Source organism: Xylophilus sp. Leaf220 (assembly GCF_001421705.1).
Classification (GTDB): Bacteria; Pseudomonadota; Gammaproteobacteria; order Burkholderiales; family Burkholderiaceae_C; genus Xylophilus.
Window position 1 is genome coordinate 269,566 of record NZ_LMKO01000022.1, and the last position, 17,543, is coordinate 287,108.

General features: G+C 69.0%; 19 protein-coding genes. 2 read left to right on the top strand and 17 right to left on the bottom strand.

Annotation, left to right across the window (positions count from 1 at the left end):
• Positions 1–55: 55 nt before the first annotated feature.
• The gene (locus ASE76_RS13245) at positions 56–1,240 is read left to right on the top strand and encodes a spherulation-specific family 4 protein (RefSeq protein WP_055840241.1); all 1,185 of its coding nucleotides are present in this window, start codon (positions 56–58) and stop codon (positions 1,238–1,240) included.
• 192 nt (positions 1,241–1,432) lie between these two features.
• Entirely contained in the window at positions 1,433–2,668 is a 1,236-nt protein-coding gene (locus ASE76_RS13250) for a spherulation-specific family 4 protein (protein WP_055840243.1), read from the top strand.
• Positions 2,669–2,726: 58 nt separating this feature from the next.
• Here ASE76_RS13250 and hisA read toward each other — a convergent pair whose 3' ends face one another.
• The 17 genes from hisA to ASE76_RS13335 form a co-directional block, all read right to left on the bottom strand.
• On the bottom strand, positions 2,727–3,464 hold the full coding sequence (hisA, locus tag ASE76_RS13255; protein WP_055840244.1) for a 1-(5-phosphoribosyl)-5-[(5-phosphoribosylamino)methylideneamino]imidazole-4-carboxamide isomerase: 738 nt from the start codon (positions 3,462–3,464) through the stop codon (positions 2,727–2,729).
• A 123-nt stretch (positions 3,465–3,587) separates the two neighbouring features.
• Entirely contained in the window at positions 3,588–4,256 is a 669-nt protein-coding gene (hisH, locus tag ASE76_RS13260; RefSeq protein ID WP_055840246.1) for an imidazole glycerol phosphate synthase subunit HisH, read from the bottom strand.
• Positions 4,257–4,310: 54 nt separating this feature from the next.
• Positions 4,311–4,943 (bottom strand): imidazoleglycerol-phosphate dehydratase HisB, encoded by a 633-nt coding sequence (hisB, locus tag ASE76_RS13265; protein WP_055840247.1) that lies wholly within the window; start codon positions 4,941–4,943, stop codon positions 4,311–4,313.
• Positions 4,940–6,124, bottom strand: coding sequence for a histidinol-phosphate transaminase (gene hisC, locus ASE76_RS13270; protein ID WP_055840248.1), 1,185 nt, complete (start codon positions 6,122–6,124; stop codon positions 4,940–4,942). Before hisC ends, hisB begins: the two co-directional genes overlap by 4 nt.
• A complete protein-coding gene (gene hisD / locus ASE76_RS13275; protein ID WP_055840249.1) occupies positions 6,121–7,515 on the bottom strand; it encodes a histidinol dehydrogenase in 1,395 nt (464 codons plus the stop codon). The genes hisC and hisD overlap by 4 nt, the downstream gene beginning before the upstream one ends.
• A 16-nt stretch (positions 7,516–7,531) precedes the next feature.
• Positions 7,532–8,197 (bottom strand): ATP phosphoribosyltransferase, encoded by a 666-nt coding sequence (gene hisG / locus ASE76_RS13280; RefSeq protein ID WP_055840250.1) that lies wholly within the window; start codon positions 8,195–8,197, stop codon positions 7,532–7,534.
• Positions 8,194–9,468 (bottom strand): UDP-N-acetylglucosamine 1-carboxyvinyltransferase, encoded by a 1,275-nt coding sequence (murA, locus tag ASE76_RS13285; RefSeq protein ID WP_055840252.1) that lies wholly within the window; start codon positions 9,466–9,468, stop codon positions 8,194–8,196. Before murA ends, hisG begins: the two co-directional genes overlap by 4 nt.
• Before the next feature lie 3 nt (positions 9,469–9,471).
• Positions 9,472–9,717 carry a BolA family protein gene (locus ASE76_RS13290; protein ID WP_055840254.1) on the bottom strand — a complete coding sequence of 82 codons (246 nt, stop codon included), beginning with the start codon at positions 9,715–9,717 and terminating at the stop codon, positions 9,472–9,474.
• A gap of 76 nt (positions 9,718–9,793) precedes the next feature.
• Positions 9,794–10,552 (bottom strand): ABC transporter permease, encoded by a 759-nt coding sequence (locus ASE76_RS13295; protein ID WP_055840256.1) that lies wholly within the window; start codon positions 10,550–10,552, stop codon positions 9,794–9,796.
• A 10-nt stretch (positions 10,553–10,562) separates the two neighbouring features.
• Positions 10,563–11,501 carry an ABC transporter ATP-binding protein gene (locus ASE76_RS13300; RefSeq protein WP_055840258.1) on the bottom strand — a complete coding sequence of 313 codons (939 nt, stop codon included), beginning with the start codon at positions 11,499–11,501 and terminating at the stop codon, positions 10,563–10,565.
• A gap of 94 nt (positions 11,502–11,595) precedes the next feature.
• Positions 11,596–11,874: a lipid asymmetry maintenance protein MlaB gene (locus tag ASE76_RS13305; RefSeq protein ID WP_055840489.1), complete on the bottom strand. Its 279-nt coding sequence runs from the start codon at positions 11,872–11,874 to the stop codon at positions 11,596–11,598.
• A 106-nt stretch (positions 11,875–11,980) separates the two neighbouring features.
• Entirely contained in the window at positions 11,981–12,631 is a 651-nt protein-coding gene (locus ASE76_RS13310; RefSeq protein ID WP_055840260.1) for a phospholipid-binding protein MlaC, read from the bottom strand.
• A gap of 173 nt (positions 12,632–12,804) precedes the next feature.
• Positions 12,805–13,620 (bottom strand): VacJ family lipoprotein, encoded by an 816-nt coding sequence (locus ASE76_RS13315; protein ID WP_055840261.1) that lies wholly within the window; start codon positions 13,618–13,620, stop codon positions 12,805–12,807.
• Positions 13,617–14,117 carry an outer membrane lipid asymmetry maintenance protein MlaD gene (gene mlaD / locus ASE76_RS13320; RefSeq protein WP_055840262.1) on the bottom strand — a complete coding sequence of 167 codons (501 nt, stop codon included), beginning with the start codon at positions 14,115–14,117 and terminating at the stop codon, positions 13,617–13,619. The genes ASE76_RS13315 and mlaD overlap by 4 nt, the downstream gene beginning before the upstream one ends.
• A gap of 16 nt (positions 14,118–14,133) precedes the next feature.
• On the bottom strand, positions 14,134–14,916 hold the full coding sequence (mlaE, locus tag ASE76_RS13325) for a lipid asymmetry maintenance ABC transporter permease subunit MlaE (protein ID WP_055840263.1): 783 nt from the start codon (positions 14,914–14,916) through the stop codon (positions 14,134–14,136).
• Entirely contained in the window at positions 14,913–15,737 is an 825-nt protein-coding gene (locus ASE76_RS13330) for an ABC transporter ATP-binding protein (RefSeq protein ID WP_055840264.1), read from the bottom strand. Before ASE76_RS13330 ends, mlaE begins: the two co-directional genes overlap by 4 nt.
• A gap of 327 nt (positions 15,738–16,064) precedes the next feature.
• A complete protein-coding gene (locus ASE76_RS13335; RefSeq protein WP_055840266.1) occupies positions 16,065–17,543 on the bottom strand; it encodes a glutamate synthase subunit beta in 1,479 nt (492 codons plus the stop codon).

Below are 17,543 nucleotides of genomic sequence, written 5' to 3' on the forward strand. Positions count from 1 at the left end.
CCGCAAGGGCCGCCCCGCTACCATCGGTTCCCACCCACCGTCGATCGGCCGCTTCATGAAACCACCTTCCCTGCGTGCACTTCCCCGGTGGCTGAACCTGGCCCTGGCCGCGCTGGTGGCGGCGTGCGGCGGTGGAGGTGGTGGCGGCAGCGGCGGCGCGCCCGTCGCCGTGCCGGTCGTCACCGTCACCATCGGCGCGCCGGGCGACCAGGCGATCTTCGAGATGGGCGGCCCGGTCAGCGTGAACGCCCGGGTGACGGTCGACGGCGCGGTGCCGGCCGACGGCACCGCGGTGCGTTTCGCGGCGTCGTCCGGCACCTTCGCGCCGGCCAGCCCCACCACCCAGGCAGGCGTGGCGACCGCGTCGTTCAGCGCCACGGCGCCGGGGCGCCAGGAGATCACCGCGTCGGTCCAGATCGGCGGCCAGACGGCCAACGCGGTGCGGGTGGTGTACCTGCGGCCCGCGCCGGCGCCGCTGGAGCTGCTGGTGCCGGCCTACTTCTCGCCGACCACTACCAGCCACTGGAACACGCTGGTCGCCGGCGCCGCGTCCCATCCAGGCGTTGCGGTCACCGCCATCATGAACCCCGACAACGGCATCTTCACCAACGCCAGCGCCGACTACCTGCGCGTGCTGACGCAGCTGTCCGCGGCCGGCGGCCGGACGGTCGGCTACGTCTACACCGGCTACGGCACCGGGTCCCGGTCGATGGCGTCGATCAAGGCCAACATCGACAGCTACCTGGCGCTGTACGGCCGCGCGCTGATCGGCGGCTTCTTCCTCGACGAGATGGCGTCCGCCGCCAACCGGCTGGATTTCTACCGCGAGATCTACGGCTACATCAAGGCCAGGGACGCAGGCCTGCGGGTGATCGGCAACCCCGGCACCTTTCCCGACCCGGGCTACGCGGCGGTCGCCGACATCCTGGTGAATTTCGAAAACAGCGCCGCCGCCTTCGCCGACTACGACCCGCGCAACGGGCAGGCCTGGCTCTACCAGTACCCCAACAGCCGTGCGGGCGCTCTGGTCTACGGCACGCCTACCTGCGCAGCGATGCAGACCGCCGTACGGGCCGCCGCCACCGCGCGCTTCAACGCCGGGCCGCTCTACATCACCGACTTGCCGTACAACCCGGTGACCGGAGCCGGCAACCCCTGGGCTGCCTTGCCAAGCTATTGGTTGCAGATGCTCGACACGGTCGCAGCGGTCAACCGCGGCAGCACGCTGCCTGCCTGCTGATCTGGGCTGTTCGGCCGCCCAGCGGCGGCACGGCACCGCCGATGCGCTGTTGCCCGGATGTCCGCAAGACACTGCGGTATATTTAAAGCACGGGTAAAACCAACCGTCGGACAGGCCCGACCGACGGCCATCGCTGCGGTTAGCAACTGTCGCCCAGGTGACTATCATCCGATTTTTTGCGGATCGCCCACCATGCAGCTTTTCGGACCGCTCTCCCGTTTCAGTCTTCTGGCCGCGGCGGCGGCGCTCGTGGCGGGCTGCGGCGGAGGCGGAGACAGCACCACCACCGCGGCGACCTCCAGCGTTACCGCCGCGGGGGAAGCCGACATCATCGTCGGCACCCAGGCGGCCAAGGCCAAGCTCCCGGTGCTGTCGCTGGCTTTCACCACCCCGGACGATCAGGAGGTGCTGACCGTCGGTACCGCGGCCACCGTCGCGGCACGGCTGAAGATCGACGGCGTGGCAGCGGTAGACGGCACCGCGGTGCGCTTGGGCGCGCCGTCGGCCCACTGGCTGCCGGTCCTTCCCACGACCGTGGCCGGCTTGACCACCACCGCCTTCACCGCCACCGCACCCGGCCGCCAGGAGATCACCGCCACCGTGCAGGCCGGCGGCCAGACAGCCAGTGCGGTGCGGGCTGTGTATGCCCGGCCGGCCCCCGCACCGCTCGAGATCCTGGTTCCCGCCTACTTCTCGCCCGCCGACTCGACCGACTGGGCGAAGATGACCGCCGGCGCCGCCGCCCATCCGACGCTGGCCGTCACCGCGATCATGAATCCGAACAATGGCATCTTCACCGCGGCCGATCCGGACTACCTGCGGGCGCTGGCGCAGTTCGCCGCGGTGGGCGGCCGCACGGTGGGCTATGTCTACACCGGCTACGGCACCGGATCGCGCTCGCTGGCCTCGATCAAGGCCAACATCGACCGGTACCTGGCGGTCTACGGCCGCCCCTTGATCGGCGGCTTCTTTCTCGACGAGATGGCCTCCGATCCGAAGAGGCTGGCCTTCTACCAGGAGATCTACCGCCACATCAAGGCCCGCGACCCGGGCCTGCGGGTGATCGGCAACCCCGGCACCGTGCCGGATGCGGTGTATGCGGGCGTGGCCGACACCCTGGTCACCTTCGAAGACCGCGGTACGGCCTACACCCGCTACGACCCGCGCCAGGGCAATGCCTGGCTGTACCTGCAGGCCAACAGCCACCAGGCGGCGCTGGTCCACAACGCGAGCTGCGCGGCGATGCAGCGCGCCGTCGCCGCGGCCGCCACGGCACGGTTCAACGCCGGGCCGGTGTACATGACCAACCTCAAGTTCAACCCCGAGACCGGCGTGGGCGATCCCTGGAAGGCCCTGCCCGGCTACTGGATGCAGATGCTGGACACCGTCTCGGCCGTCAACCGGGGCGTGCCACCGACGGCCTGCTGAGGCCGCCGCGCGTCCGGTGGCCGGCGGCGCATGTCCTGCGCCGGCCGATCGCGCAGGGTCAGGCCAGTTCGTCGGCGCGGGCCTGCGCCGCAGCGAAGTCGAGGTCGCCCGAGTAGATGGCGCGGCCGCAGATGACGCCTTCGACGCCTTCGGCCTCCACCGCGCAGAGGCCCTCGATGTCCGCCATGTTCGACAGGCCGCCCGACGCGATCACCGGGATCGTCAGCGCCTGGGCCAGCTTGACCGTCGCGTCGATGTTGATGCCCGAGAGCATGCCGTCGCGGCCGATGTCGGTGTAGATGATCGACTCGACGCCCCAGTCCTCGAACTTCTTGGCCAGGTCGACGACCTCGTGGCCGGTGAGCTTGCTCCAGCCGTCGGTGGCGACCTTGCCGTCCTTCGCGTCCAGTCCCACGATGATGTGGCCGCCGAAAGCGCTGCAGGCGTCCTTCAGGAAGCCCGGGTTCTTGACCGCCGCGGTGCCGATGATCACGTAGCGCAGGCCGCCGTCGATGTACTTCTCGATCGTGTCCAGGTCGCGGATGCCGCCGCCCAGCTGCACCGGGATGTCATCGCCCACGGCCTTCAGGATCGACTTGATCGCCGCGTAGTTCTGCGGCTTGCCGGCGAAGGCGCCGTTCAGGTCCACCAGGTGCAGGCGCCGTGCGCCCTGCTCCACCCACTTCAGCGCCATCGCGGCCGGGTCTTCCCCGAAGGTGGTCGATTGGTCCATGTCGCCCTGTTTCAGGCGGACGCAGTGACCGTCTTTCAGGTCGATCGCAGGAATGAGGATCATGGTGCCGTGGTCAGCTGGAAGACTCGAAGGGATGGAAATGCAGGTCGATGTGCGAAGCCGCCGCCGCGGCCGGATTCTCGTGCGCAATCCGAGTGCGGACGCAGTGGCCCTCGCGGCAAGCGTTCAGGGTGCCCAGTGCAGGAAGTTGCGGTAGAGCGCCAGCCCGTGGTCGGCGCTCTTCTCGGGATGGAACTGGGCGGCAAAAATGTTATCGCGTGCCACGGCGGCGGTAAAGCGTCCGCCGTAGTCGGCCTCGCCCGCAGTGTGGCGGGCATCCGACGGACGGGCGTAGAAGCTGTGCACGAAATAGAAGTGCGTGCCGTCGGGAATGCCCTGCCACAGCGGATGCACCGCGCCGCCGTGCGACGACTGGAACACCTGGTTCCAGCCCATCTGCGGTACTTTGAAGCGGCTGCCGTCGGGCTGCATCCTGCCGGCCAGGTCGAACTTGACGACGCGGCCGGGGAACAGCGCCAGGCCGTCGGTCGGGCCCTCGTCGCTGGCGTCGAGCAGCATCTGCATGCCGACGCAGACGCCGAAGAGCGGTTTCTGCGCCGCCGCCTCCAGCACCGAGGCGCGCAGGCCCGAATCGGCCAGCTCGCGCATGCAGTCGGGCATGGCGCCCTGGCCGGGCAGCACGATGCGGTCGGCGGCGCGCACCGTCTCGGGCTCGGCGGTCACTACCACGTTCCAGCCGGTGCCGGCGGCGGCGGCCCGCACCGCCTGCGACACCGACCAGAGGTTGCCCATGCCGTAGTCGACCACGGCCACGGTCTTTGCTACATTATTCATAGCTAGAAGCCGGCTTCGGGCGCCGGCCAGAGGCACTTTTGATGCTCGAAACCGTCACAGCGACCCCTTGGTCGACGGAATGACGCCGGCCATCCGCGGATCGCGCTCCAGCGCGGCACGCAGCGCCCGGGCGAAGGCCTTGAACACCGTCTCGCACTGGTGGTGGGCGTTGATGCCCTTGAGGTTGTCGATGTGCAGCGTCACGCCCGCATGGTTGGCGAAGCCCTGGAAGAACTCGTAGACCAGCTGCGTATCCAGCGTGCCGACCATGCCGCTGGTGAACGGGATATGCAGGTGCAGCCCCGGCCGGCCCGAGAAGTCGATCACCACCCGCGACAGCGCCTCGTCCAGCGGCACGTAGGCATGGCCGTAGCGGCGGATGCCCTTCTTGTCGCCGACCGCCTTGGCGAAGGCCTGGCCGAGCGTGATGCCCACGTCTTCGACCGTGTGGTGGCCGTCGATGTAGAGGTCGCCATCGGCCCGCACGTCGAGGTCGATCAGCCCGTGCCGGGCGATCTGGTCGAGCATGTGGTCGAAGAAGCCGATGCCGGTGGCGAGCGTCGCGCGGCCGGTGCCGTCGAGGTTGACGCGCACGGTGATCTTGGTCTCTGCGGTGTCGCGCGAGACCTCGGCGACGCGTTCGAGTGACGGGTCGAGGGCGGGGCCGGTCGGGTCGGGAGTGGTCATCGGGTGGGGGCGTCGGTGGGCAGGGACAGCGTCGGGGATGGGGCCAGCGCCTGCTGCAGCGCCGCCAGCATGCGGGTGTTCTCGTCTTCGGTGCCCACGGTCAGGCGCAGGCAGCCGGCCAGCAAGGCATGCATTCTAGAAACGTTCTTGACCAGGATGCCCGAGCGCCGCAGCGCGTCGAACACCCGCTGGGCGCCGGCCTCGCCGCCGGGCATGCGCACCAGCAGCATGTTGGCGTCGCTGGGCCACGCCTGCACGCCGGGCAGCGCGGCCACGGCGTCGGCCAGGCGTTGGCGCTGGGCGCGGATGTCGGCAGCCTGCGCCTCGAACACCGCGGCATGCTCCAGCGCGAACAGCGCGCATTCGGCGTTCAGCACGCTGATGTTGTAGGGCGGGCGCACCTTGTCGATCTCCGCGACCAGCGCGGCGGGCCCCATCAGGTAGCCGAGGCGCACGCCCGCCAGGCCGAACTTGCTCAGGGTGCGCATCAGCAGCACATGGGCGTGGCCCGCCGGGTCGCGCCGGATCGCATCCTGCCAGCTGCGGCTGGCGAAGGGCTGGTAGGCCTCGTCGACCACCACCAGGCCGTCCACGGCCGCAGCCGCGGCGATGACGCGGGCCATCGCGTCGGCGTCCCACAGGTTGGCGGTCGGGTTGTTGGGATAGGCCAGGTAGGTGATAGCGGGGCGGTACGCGGCGATCGCCGCGCACATCGCATCCGTATCGAGCTGGAAGTCGGCCGAGAGCGGCACGCCGACGAAGCGCAGGCCCTGCAGTTGCGCGCTGATCGCATACATCACGAAGCCGGGCAGCGGCGCCAGGATCGCCGGCGGCAGGCCGTCGGGCGTGTCGGCGGCGGGTACGTCGCAGGCCATCGCCAGCAGCGAGATGATCTCGTCCGAGCCGTTGCCGAGCACCAGCGCATGGCCCTCGGGCAGGTCGACGTGCGCGGCCAGGGCGCGCTTCAGGTCGTCGATCCGCGGGCCGGGATAGCGGTTGATCGCCAGCGCGCCCAGCCGGGCGCCGAGGGCCGCCTGCAGGTCGGCCGACAGCGTGTGCGGGTTCTCCATCGCATCGAGCTTGACCATGCCGGCCGCGTCCTGCACCGCATAGGCGTGCATCGACTGCACGTCGGCGCGGATGCGCCGCAGCGCCGGGATGGCCGAGGCGTCGGCGCTCACGCTTGCGCCCTCTGCGGCGGCACGTCCTTCAGCCGCAGTTCGGCGGCGCGGGCGTGGGCCTGCAGGCCCTCGCCGTAGGCCAGCTCGGCGGCGATGGTGCCCAGCACCTGGGCGCCCTGCTCGCTCACCTCGATCAGGCTGCTGCGCTTCTGGAAGTCGTAGACGCCGAGCGGGCTGGAAAAACGCGCGGTGCCGCTGGTGGGCAGCACGTGGTTGGGGCCGGCGCAGTAGTCGCCCAGGCTCTCGCTGGTGTAGGCACCGAGGAAGATCGCGCCGGCGTGGCGCAACAGCGGCTCCCAGCGGTGCGGGTCGCGGCTGGAGACCTCCAGGTGTTCCGGCGCGATGCGGTTGCTGATGGCGCAGGCCTCTTCCATGTCGCGCGTCAGGATCAGCGCGCCGCGGCCGTTGAGGCTCTTGGCGATGATCTCGGCACGCGGCAGCGTCGGCAGCAGCCGGTCGATCGCCTCCTGCACCGCGTCGATATACGCGGCGTCCGGGCAGAGCAGGATGCTCTGGGCCAGCTCGTCGTGCTCGGCCTGGCTGAACAGGTCCATCGCCACCCAGTCGGGCGGCGTGCTGCCGTCGGCCAGCACCAGGATCTCGCTGGGGCCGGCGATCATGTCGATGCCGACGGTGCCGAAGACCCGCTTCTTGGCGCTGGCCACGTAGGCGTTGCCCGGGCCGGTGATCTTGTCGACCTGGGGCACGGTGGCGGTGCCGTAGGCGAGCGCCGCCACCGCCTGCGCGCCGCCGATGGTGAACGCGCGGGTCACGCCGGCCACGTAGGCGGCCGCCAGCACCAGCTCGTTGCGCTCGCCGCGGCTCGATGCCGCCTGCTCGCCCGATCCCCCGGTGGCCACGCTGCCCCGCACCGGCGTAGGCACGACCATGACGATCTCCTGCACGCCGGCCACGTGGGCCGGGATGGCGTTCATCAGCAGGCTGGAGGGGTAGGCCGCCTTGCCGCCCGGCACGTAGATGCCCACCCGGTCGAGCGGGGTGACCTTCTGGCCGAGCAGGGTGCCGTCGACGTCGCGGTAGCTCCAGCTCTCGCCCGAGGCCTTCTTCTGCGCCTCGTGGTAGCTGCGCACGCGCTGGGCGGCCGCCTGCAGGGCGTCGCGCTGGGCCTGCGGAATGGCGTCGAACGCGGCCTTGAAGTCGGCCTGGGTCAGTTCGAGTGCCGCCATGTCGGGGGCCGACAGGCCGTCGAAGCGCGCGGTGTACTCCAGTACCGCGGCGTCGCCCCGCTTCTGCACGTCGGCCAGGATGTCGGCGACGCGCTGCTCGATCGCGGCGTCGGTATCGGCCGACCAGTGCAGCCGGGCCTTGAAATCCGTGTCGAAAGTGGCCGAGGCCGTGGAAAGACGCTGGGGTTTAGCTACAAATTCCATAGCATTCCGGAAAACTTCAGTCGGGAGAGTCGGGGGAGACGGCGGATGCGAAGGCGTCCACGATGCGGCGGATCGGCTCGCGCTTGAGCTTGAGCGCCGCCGGGTTGACGACCAGGCGGGAGCTGATGTCCATGATCCGCTCCACCTCGACCAGGTGGTTGGCCCGCAGCGTGTTGCCGGTCGAGACCAGGTCGACGATCGCATCGGCCAGGCCGGTGAGCGGCGCCAGTTCCATGCTGCCGTAGAGCTTGATCAGGTCGACGTGCACGCCCTTGGCCGCGAAGAACTCGCGGGCGATGCCGAGGTACTTGGTGGCCACCCGCAGCCGCGAGCCCTGCTTGACCGCGCTGGCGTAGTCGAAATCGGCCCGCACCGCGACGCTGACGCGGCAGCGGGCGATCTTCAGGTCGAGCGGCTGGTACAGCCGGGCGCCGGCCGCCTGCTCCATGTTGTGCTCCAGCAGCGTGTCGAGCCCGGTCACGCCCAGGTCGGCGCCGCCGTACTCGACGTAGGTGGGCACGTCGCTGGCGCGCACCAGCACCACCTGCACGTCGGGCTGGTTGGTCGGCAGGATCAGCTTGCGGGATTTGTCGGGGTCTTCCAGCACCCGGATGCCGGCGGCCGCCAGCAGCGGCAGCGTCTCGTCGAAGATGCGTCCCTTGGACAGCGCCAGCGTGATCACGTCGAAATCCTCTGAATGTCCGCGCCGATGCCGCGCAGCTTGGCTTCCATCCGGTCGTAGCCGCGGTCGAGGTGGTAGATCCGGTCGACCACCGTCTCGCCCTCGGCGACCAGGCCGGCGATCACCAGACTGGCCGAGGCGCGCAGGTCGGTCGCCATCACGGTGGCGCCCGAGAGCCGCTGGCCGCCTTCGACCAGCGCCACCTTGCCGTCGGCCTGGATGCGGGCACCCAGGCGGGCCAGTTCCTGCACATGCATGAAGCGGTTCTCGAAGATCGTCTCGGTCACCTTGCTCGCGCCTTGCGCCACGCAGTTGAAGGCCATGAACTGGGCCTGCATGTCGGTCGGAAAGCCCGGGTATTCGGTGGTGCGGAAACTCTGCGCCCGCAGGCCGCCGCCCTGCACGCCCGGTGACTGCACCCGCACGCCGCCGGCTTCAGCGGTGACGGTGACGCCGGCCTGCGCCAGCTTGTCGAGCACCGCATCCAGGTGCTCGATCCGCGCGTGGCGCAGCAGCACGTCGCCGCCCACGGCGGCCACGGTCACGAGGAAGGTGCCGGCCTCGATCCGGTCGGCCACCACCGCGTGGGTGCAGCCGTGCAGCGTGTCGACACCCTGGATGTGGATGCGGCTGGTGCCGTGGCCCTCGATCTTCGCGCCCATGGCGATCAGCATCTCGGCAAGGTCGGAGATCTCGGGCTCCTGCGCCGCGTTCTCGAGCACCGTTTCGCCCTGGGCGAGAGCCGCGGCCATCATCAGGTTCTCGGTGCCGGTGACGGTGACCATGTCGGTGGTGATGCGGGCGCCCTTGAGCCGCGTGGCGCGGGCCACGATGTCGCCGTGCTCGAACTGGATGTCGGCGCCCATCGCCTGCAGGCCCTTCAGGTGCTGGTCCACCGGGCGCGAGCCGATGCTGCAGCCGCCGGGCAGGGACACCTTGGCCTCGCCGAAGCGGGCGACCATCGGCCCCAGCACCAGGATCGAGGCGCGCATCAGCTTCATGAACTCGTAGGGCGCCTCGCGCGTCTGCAGCGTGCCGGCATCCAGCAGCAGCTCGTCGTGGCGCTCGGGATTGCGCGCGGCCTGCGCGCCCATGTGGCGCAGCAGCTTCGACGCGGTGATCACGTCCTGCAGGCCCGGCACGTTGCGCAGCACGACCGGCTCGGCGGTCAGGAGCGACGCGAAGATCTCGGGCAGCGCGGCGTTCTTCGCGCCCGACACCAGCACCTCGCCCTGCAGGCGGTTTCCGCCGCGGATCAACAGCTTGTCCATCGCTCAGTCCTTCGGCAGTGCGGCCCATTCGGCCGGCGTGTAGGTCTTCATCGAGAGCGCGTGCACCTCGTCGGTCTGCATGCGCCCGCCCAGCGTGGCGTAGACCTGCTGGTGGCGCTGGATCGGCCGCTTGCCTTCGAACGCCGCCGAGACGATGGTCGCGAACCAGTGGCGGCCGTCGCCCTCGAGCGCCAGGTGCTCGCAGGCGAGGCCTGCACGGATGATGGTTTGGAGTTCTTCGGCGGTCATCGCAGGGCGGGAGAAAAGAAAAGGGGAATGCCGGGCACCACGGTCCGCGCCGTCCACGGCACGCAAACGCGGCAGGTCAATGGCGGATCTTGTAGCCGGTCTTGAGCAGGTGCAGCGCGAGCGCCCCGGTGGCCACGCAGGCACCGCCCACCATCGCCAGGCTGAGCCAGGGCGAGGCGTCGCTCACCCCGAAGAAGCCGTAGCGGAAGCCGTCGATCATGTAGAAGAACGGGTTCAGGTGGCTCACCGTCTGCCACACCGGCGGCAGCGATCCGATCGAATAGAACACGCCCGAGAGGAAGGTCATCGGCATGATCAGGAAGTTCTGGAACAGGGCCATCTGGTCGAACTTCTCGGCCCACAGCCCGGCGATCAGCCCCAGCGTTCCCAACAGCGCGGCGCCCAGGAAGGCGAACGCGAAGATCCACAGCGGCGCCACGTAGGTCAGCTTGGCGAAGAACAGCGCGGTGACCGCGAAGACGCCCAGGCCCACCGCCAGGCCGCGCACGATGGACGAGCCCACGTAGGCCAGGAACAGGTCCCAGTGCGACAGCGGGGTGAGCAGCACGAACACCAGGCTGCCCATGATCTTGCTCTGGATCAGCGAGGACGAGCTGTTGGCGAAGGCGTTCTGCAGCACGCTCATCATCACCAGACCCGGCACAAGAAAGGCGGTGTAGCTCACCGTGCCGTAGACCTTCACATGGTCTTCGAGCGTGTGGCCGAAGACCAGCAGGTACAGCACCGCGGTGAGGATCGGCGCGCCGACCGTCTGGAAGCCCACCTTCCAGAAACGGAGCACCTCTTTGTAGAAAAGCGTTTGCCAGCCGGTCATGTCGCGTCCTTCATACCGGGGCCTGCCAGCGCTTGCCGCCGGCGTTCTGGTCGGAGGCCATCACCTCGAGGAACACGTCCTCCAGGTCAGCCTTGCGGATTTCCACGTCGTCGACCGCCAGGCCGGCCTGGCGCACCGCGGCCAGGTACTGCTCGATCGCATGCGCGTCGGGCGCCGGCAACTGCACGATCCGGCCGGTGACGCGCGCCTGGGCGGCCAGGGCTGGCGGCAGCGCGCCGTCGGTCTTGAAGCGCAGCACGTTGCCCGAGGCCATGCGCAGCAGGTCGCTGGTGCGGTTGAGCGCCACCAGCTTGCCTTTCTTGAGCATCGCCAGGCGGCTGCAGAGCGCCTCGGCCTCTTCCAGGTAATGGGTGGTGAGCAGGACGGTGTGGCCTTCGCGGTTCAGGCGCGCCACGAACTGCCACAGGGTCTGCCGGAGTTCGACGTCGACGCCGGCCGTCGGCTCGTCGAGCACGATGATCGGCGGCTTGTGCACCAGCGCCTGGGCCACCAGCACCCGGCGCTTCATGCCGCCGGAGAGCTGGCGCATGCCGGCGTTGGCCTTGTCGGCAAGGCCGAGGGCTTCCAGCAGCTCGTCGATCCAGGCGTCGTTGTTCTTGACGCCGAAGTAGCCCGACTGGATGCGCAGCGTTTCGCGCACGTTGAAGAACGGGTCGAACACCAACTCCTGCGGCACGACGCCGAGCTTGCGGCGGGCGGAGGCGAAGTCGCCCTGCACGTCGCTGCCGTCGACCAGCACCCGGCCGCCGGAGGCCCGGGCCAGGCCGGCGAGGATGCTGATCAGGGTGGTCTTGCCGGCGCCATTGGGGCCGAGCAGGCCGAAGAACTCGCCCGGCGCGATGTCGAAACTGACCTCGTCGAGCGCCTTGAGCGAGCCGCGGGGCGTGTCGTACTGCTTGGAAACGGACTGGAAGGAGATGGCGGGCATGGGAGCCCGGCATTTTACGGCCTGGCGTCGTGCGGGACCGACGCTGCCAAAGAAGACCTTGCCCGCGCCGCCAGGGCGCAAGGCGAGGAGAAAGTCAGCCGGCGGGCAGAAGCGCCGACACGCCGTAAAGGCCCGCCAGTCCGGCCAGACGAGGATGCAGCCCCCGCACGACGAAACTGCGGCCGATGGCCAGCGCCTCCCGCCGGCAGGCCAGCAGCACCGCCAGCGCGGAGGAATCGAAGCTCGACAACGCCGAGGCATCGGCGACCACCGGCACGTCCTTGGGCTGGGCCCCGTGCTGGAGGCCCTGGGTCAGCATGCGCAGGCAGGCCTGGGCATCCTCATGCACCAGCCGGGTCGGCAGCACCAGCATCTGGGCCTGTGCAGGGGCTTCCGCCACCGGCGCAGGAACCGTGGCCGCCACCGCCGGCTTCTCGGCGCGGGACGCCTTCACCGTCTGCTTGCGTGCCGTCGCCATGTCAGCCCTTGTTGCCCTTCTGGACATTGCTGCGGTTGCGCGCTTCGAGCGTGGCGATCAGGCCGTCAATGCCCTTGCCGTTGTTCAGTTCCTGCGCGAACTGGCTGCGGTAGGTCTCGACCAGCCACACGCCCAGCACGTTCAGGTTATAGATCTTCCAGCCGGCGCCCTGGCCAGGCGTCTTCTCCATGCGGTAGTCGAGCTGGATCGGGTCGCCGCGGCCGGTGACCTCGGTGCGCACGACGACTTCCTTGTCGTCGTCGGCCGCACGCAGCGGCTTGACGTTGATCGACTGGTCGCTCACCTGCGAGAGCGCGCCCGAATAGGTGCGGACCAGCAGCGTCTTGAACTCGTCGGCCAGCTTGGTGCGCTGCTCGGGCGTCGCCTGGCGCCACTGCGGTCCGACGGCCGACGCGGTCATGCGCTGGAAATTGACGTTCGGCATGATCTTGCTGTCGACCAGTGCCATCACCTTGGTCAGGTCGCCGCCCTTGAGAGCCGGATCGGCCTTGATCGTTTCGAGCGTTTCGGCGGACAGGCGCTTGATCAGCGCGTCGGGGGCTTCGTCGGCAGCACGCACGGCCAGCGGCAGTGCCAGGGAAGCGATGGTCAGGAAGCCGGCGGCCAAGCGGCCAAGGGAGCGTCGATCCATGGGGAACCTCTTTCGATGAATAGCGGCGTGGTCCGGGATGCCGTCGAGAACCGCCGGCCTGCCCCTGCGCCACGCGCGCGTCGGGATGTTGGAACCACGATGCTGGCATACGGTTCCGGCGGCCGCACCACGAGATGCAACAGCCGGCAACCCCAGCCCGCCGTGGCGGTCGGTCAGCGTGTCGGCGTCGGCGGCGCCAGATCGGCCGCAGGGGCCGCGCCGCTGCTGGTCCGGCTGTAGTCGGCCTCGTAGCCGTCGCCGTCGGAATCGGTCGTGTCCTTGTTGCGCGGCTGGTTGCGGCGCAACTGCAGGTAGGCATCGCGGGTGAAGGTGTACTTGTCGAGCGCGGCGGCGTCCAGCACCGAGCTGGCGCGCAGCAGGTTGGCCCGCACATCCACCGCGCGCAGCACGTAGAGCGAATTGCGCACCGGGATCTCGTCGATGCCCGACAGCAGGTTGGCGCGCGTATCGACGGTGAAGGTCGCGGTGTCGCGCACCGTCGAAGGGCCGAGCAGCGGCAGCACCAGGTACGGACCGGTCGGCACGCCGTAGAAGGCCAGCGTCTGGCCGAAGTCCTGGCGGTGCTGGTCGATGTCGGCCGCGCCGGCGATGTCGAGCACGCCGCCCAGGCCGAACACCGTGTTCACCGCGAACCGGATCCAGGTCTCGCCCGCGTCGCGGATCTTCAGCTGCAGCACGTTGTTGACCAGCGACCACGGCTCGGTCAGGTTGCGGAAGAAGTTGCCCACGCCGGTGCGCACCAGCGGCGGCGTGACGTCGCGGTACACGGTCGCGACCGGGCGTACCACCGCGTCGTCGATGCGTTCGTTGAACTCGGACACTCCGCGGTTGAAGGGCTCGAAAGGATCGCGCGGATTGCGGGATCCGGTGGTGGCGCCGCTGGAGGCGCAGCCGGCGACCAGCAGGCTGCCTGCCAGCGCCAGGACCAGCATGGCACGGTGGCCGAGGGAGTGGGATGTCGTTTTCATTTCTTGCTCGTCGCACCGGGCGTCGTGGCCGCCGGCTTGTTGCCTTCTTCGGCCTTGTTGTAGAGGAACTGGCCGATGAGGTTTTCCAGGACCACGGCGGACTGGGTCGAGGTGATCGTGTCGCCGGCGGCGAGGGTCTTGTCGTCGACGCCGGCCTCGATGCCGATGTACTGCTCGCCCAGCAGGCCGCTGGTGAGTATCTTGAGCGAACTGTCCTTGGGGAACGCATAGCGGTCCTGCAGGGAGATGGCGACCGAGGCCTGGAAGGTCTTGGTGTCGAAGGTGATGCCGTCGACCCGGCCGACCACCACCCCGGCGCTCTTGACCGCCGACTGCGGCTTCAGGCCGCCGATGTTGTCGAAGCGGCCCACCACCTTGTAGGTGGACTGGAAGTTGAGGCGCAACAGGTTGGCCGACTGCAGGGCCAGGAACAGCACCGCGGCCAGCCCCACCAGCACGAACAGCCCGACCCACACGTCGCTTTTGGAGCGTTCCATCGTCTTTCCTATCTCGTCAAATGCTGAACATCAGCGCGGTCAGGATGAAATCCAGACCGAGTACCGCCAGCGAAGCCACCACCACCGTGCGGGTGGTGGCGCGCGAAACGCCTTCGGGCGTCGGCTTGGCCACGTAGCCCTGGAGCAACGCGACGAACGTCACCGTCACGCCGAAGACCAGGCTCTTGACCACGCCGTTGCCGACGTCGCGCAGCACATCGACGCCGCCCTGCATCTGGCTCCAGAAGGCGCCGCCGTCGATGCCGATCATGACCACGCCCACCAACCATCCACCGATGATGCCGACCGCGCTGAACACCGCCGACAGCAGCGGCAGGGCGATGACCCCGCCCCAGAAGCGGGGCGCCAGGATGCGCTTGACCGGATCGATCGCCATCATCTCCATCGCGCTCAGCTGCTCGCCGGCGCGCATCAGGCCGATCTCGGCGGTGAGCGAGGTGCCGGCCCGGCCGGCGAAGAGCAGGGCGCTCACCACCGGGCCCAGCTCGCGCACAAGGCTGAGCGCCACCAGCAGGCCGAGCGCGTCGGACGCGCCGTAGCGCTGCAGCGTGTAGTAGCCCTGCAGGCCCAGCACGAAGCCGACGAAGAGGCCCGACACGGTGATGATGGCCAGCGAATAGTTGCCGAGGAAATGGATCTGCTCGGCCACCAAACGGAAGCGCCGCAACGCGGGCCCGGTCAGGGCCAGCAGCCGCAGGAACAGGCGCGCGCCGGCGCCCAGGTCGGCCAGCTTGCCGCGCACGGCGAAGCCCAGATCGGCCGGATGCCACCACCTCATCGCTTGCCCCCGTACGGCACGCCGCCGAAATCGTCGTCGACTGTCGGCGCCGGGTAGTGGAACCGCACCGGGCCGTCGGCCTCGGCATGGATGAACTGGTGCACCAGCGGATCGGTGCTGGCGCGGATCACCTCGGGCGGCCCCTCGACCGCGATGCGGCCGTTGGCCAGCACGATGACGTGGTCGGCGATGCCCAGCGTCTCGTCCACGTCGTGCGACACCACGATGCTGGTGAGCGCCATCGCATCGTTGAGCTGGCGGATCAGCCGCGCGGCGATGCCGAGCGAAATCGGGTCCAGGCCCGCGAAAGGCTCGTCGTACAGCACCAGCTCGGGGTCGAGTGCGATCGCACGGGCCAAGGCCACGCGCCGGGCCATGCCGCCCGAGATTTCGCTCGGCCGCAGGTCGCGGGCACCGCGCAGGCCCACCGCGTCGAGCTTCATCAGCACGATGTCGCGGATCAGCTCTTCGCTCAGGTCGGTGTGTTCGCGCAAGGGGAAAGCCACGTTGCCGAAGACATCGAGGTCGGTGAACAGTGCGCCGAACTGGAACAGCATGCCCATCCGGCGGCGGGCGGCATACAGGCTTTGCGCATCCAGCCCACCGATGTCCTTGCCGTCGAACACCACCTGGCCCGACTGGGCCTTGACCTGTCCGCCGATCAGGCGCAGCACCGTGGTCTTGCCACCGCCGGAAGCGCCCATCAGGGCCGTGACCTTGCCGCGCGGCACCGCCAGCGACACCCGCTCGAGCACGCTGCGCCCGCCGTAGCCGAAAACGACATCGCGAAGCTCGACCAACGGGGCAGGCGAAGAAGACAAGAAGGCGATCCGAAAGGAAGAAGGGAGAGTGGCGGCCGGTGCCTGAAAGGAACGCTGCAACTAAACGTTCATCCGTGAATGTATAGGCCGCAATATAACCGGTGGCGGTGCCACCCGATGTCAGCCACGATCGCCGACATCGCCGATGCCTGTTACAAAACGGGCCGGCGCGCGGAGCATAACGCACGCCCACCGCACAAATGAGAAAGGCGTCCGTTCGACGCCACATCTCTTCACCGCTTCCGCATCACGCCGCTCCTCTCCACGCGACGGCAGCGGATGCTGGTTCCGGCCGGGCCCTGCCGAAGCGAGGGCCGGTCCGGCCGCTCAGCGCGGAAGGTCGCTGAAGCCCATCAGGAACTCGTCCACCGCGCGGGCCGCCTGGCGCCCCTCGCGGATGGCCCAGACCACCAGCGACTGGCCGCGGCGCACGTCGCCGGCGGCGAAGACCTTGGGCACGTTGGTCGCGTAGCCACCGGTGAACTCGGTGGTCGCCTTGGCGTTGCCGCGGGCATCCTTCTCGACGCCGAAGGCCTCCAGCACCGGCGACAACGGGCTGACGAAGCCCATCGCCAGCAGCACCAGGTCGGCCTTCAGGATTTGCTCGGAACCGGCGACCTCGACCATCTTGCCGTCCTTCCACTCCACCCGCACCGTCTTCAGGCCGGTGATCTTGCCGCCTTCGCCGATGAATTCCTTGGTGGAGATGGCGAATTCGCGTTCGCAGCCTTCCTCGTGGCTGGAACTGGTGCGCAGCTTGTAGGGCCAGTAGGGCCAGGTCATCGGCCGGTTTTCTTCCTCGGGCGGCTGGGGCATCAGCTCGAACTGGGTGACGCTGGCCGCACCGTGGCGGTTGCTCGTACCGACGCAGTCGCTGCCGGTGTCGCCACCGCCGATCACGATGACGTGCTTGCCCTCGGCGCGCAGCTGGTTCTTCACCTTGTCGCCGGCGTTGACCTTGTTCTGCTGCGGCAGGAACTCCATCGCGAAGTGGATGCCGTCGAGCTCCCGGCCCGGTGCCGGCAGGTCGCGGGATTGCTCCGCGCCGGCCGTGACGACCACCGCGTCGAAATCCTTCTGCAGTTGCGCGGGCGAAATCGATTCCTTGGCCCAGTTGGTGACCTTGGAGCCCTTGCCCAGGGGATCGGCCTGCGCACCGACGACGACGCCGGTGCGGATGGTCACGCCCTCGGCCCGCATCTGCTCGGCACGGCGGTCGATGTGCGTCTTCTCCATCTTGAAGTCGGGAATGCCGTAGCGCAGCAGGCCGCCGATACGGTCGTTCTTCTCGAAGAGCGTCACGTCGTGGCCGGCGCGCGCCAGCTGCTGGGCCGCAGCCATGCCGGCAGGGCCGGAGCCGACCACCGCCACCTTCTTGCCCGTCTTGTGCTTGGCAAGGCGCGGCTTGACCCAGCCCTCGTTCCAGGCGCGGTCGATGATCGCGTGCTCGATCGACTTGATGCCGACCGCGTCGTCGTTCACGTTGAGCACGCAGGCGGCTTCGCACGGCGCGGGGCAGATGCGGCCGGTGAACTCGGGGAAGTTGTTGGTCGAGTCCAGCACCGCCCAGGCGCTCTTCCAGTCCTGCTGGTACACCAGATCGTTGAAATCCGGAATGATGTTGTTGACCGGGCAGCCGCTGTTGCAGAACGGCGTGCCGCAGTCCATGCAGCGCGCGCCCTGGATCTTGGCCTGCGCGTCGTCGAGGCCTACGACGAATTCCTTGTAGTGCTTCAGCCGCTCAGAAGCGGGCCGGTAGCCCTCTTCGAGACGTTCGAATTCCATGAAGCCGGTGGTTTTTCCCAT

Coding starts and splice junctions, on each gene's coding strand:
- ASE76_RS13245 (WP_055840241.1), top strand. CDS start 56: ATGAAACCACCTTCCCTGCGTGCACTTCCCCGGTGGCTGAACCTGGCC.
- ASE76_RS13250 (WP_055840243.1), top strand. CDS start 1,433: ATGCAGCTTTTCGGACCGCTCTCCCGTTTCAGTCTTCTGGCCGCGGCG.
- hisA (WP_055840244.1), bottom strand. CDS start 3,464: ATGATCCTCATTCCTGCGATCGACCTGAAAGACGGTCACTGCGTCCGC.
- hisH (WP_055840246.1), bottom strand. CDS start 4,256: ATGAATAATGTAGCAAAGACCGTGGCCGTGGTCGACTACGGCATGGGC.
- hisB (WP_055840247.1), bottom strand. CDS start 4,943: ATGACCACTCCCGACCCGACCGGCCCCGCCCTCGACCCGTCACTCGAA.
- hisD (WP_055840249.1), bottom strand. CDS start 7,515: ATGGAATTTGTAGCTAAACCCCAGCGTCTTTCCACGGCCTCGGCCACT.
- murA (WP_055840252.1), bottom strand. CDS start 9,468: ATGGACAAGCTGTTGATCCGCGGCGGAAACCGCCTGCAGGGCGAGGTG.
- ASE76_RS13290 (WP_055840254.1), bottom strand. CDS start 9,717: ATGACCGCCGAAGAACTCCAAACCATCATCCGTGCAGGCCTCGCCTGC.
- ASE76_RS13295 (WP_055840256.1), bottom strand. CDS start 10,552: ATGACCGGCTGGCAAACGCTTTTCTACAAAGAGGTGCTCCGTTTCTGG.
- ASE76_RS13300 (WP_055840258.1), bottom strand. CDS start 11,501: ATGCCCGCCATCTCCTTCCAGTCCGTTTCCAAGCAGTACGACACGCCC.
- ASE76_RS13305 (WP_055840489.1), bottom strand. CDS start 11,874: ATGCTGGTGCTGCCGACCCGGCTGGTGCATGAGGATGCCCAGGCCTGC.
- ASE76_RS13310 (WP_055840260.1), bottom strand. CDS start 12,631: ATGGATCGACGCTCCCTTGGCCGCTTGGCCGCCGGCTTCCTGACCATC.
- ASE76_RS13315 (WP_055840261.1), bottom strand. CDS start 13,620: ATGAAAACGACATCCCACTCCCTCGGCCACCGTGCCATGCTGGTCCTG.
- mlaD (WP_055840262.1), bottom strand. CDS start 14,117: ATGGAACGCTCCAAAAGCGACGTGTGGGTCGGGCTGTTCGTGCTGGTG.
- mlaE (WP_055840263.1), bottom strand. CDS start 14,916: ATGAGGTGGTGGCATCCGGCCGATCTGGGCTTCGCCGTGCGCGGCAAG.
- ASE76_RS13335 (WP_055840266.1), bottom strand. CDS start 17,543: ATGGGAAAAACCACCGGCTTCATGGAATTCGAACGTCTCGAAGAGGGC.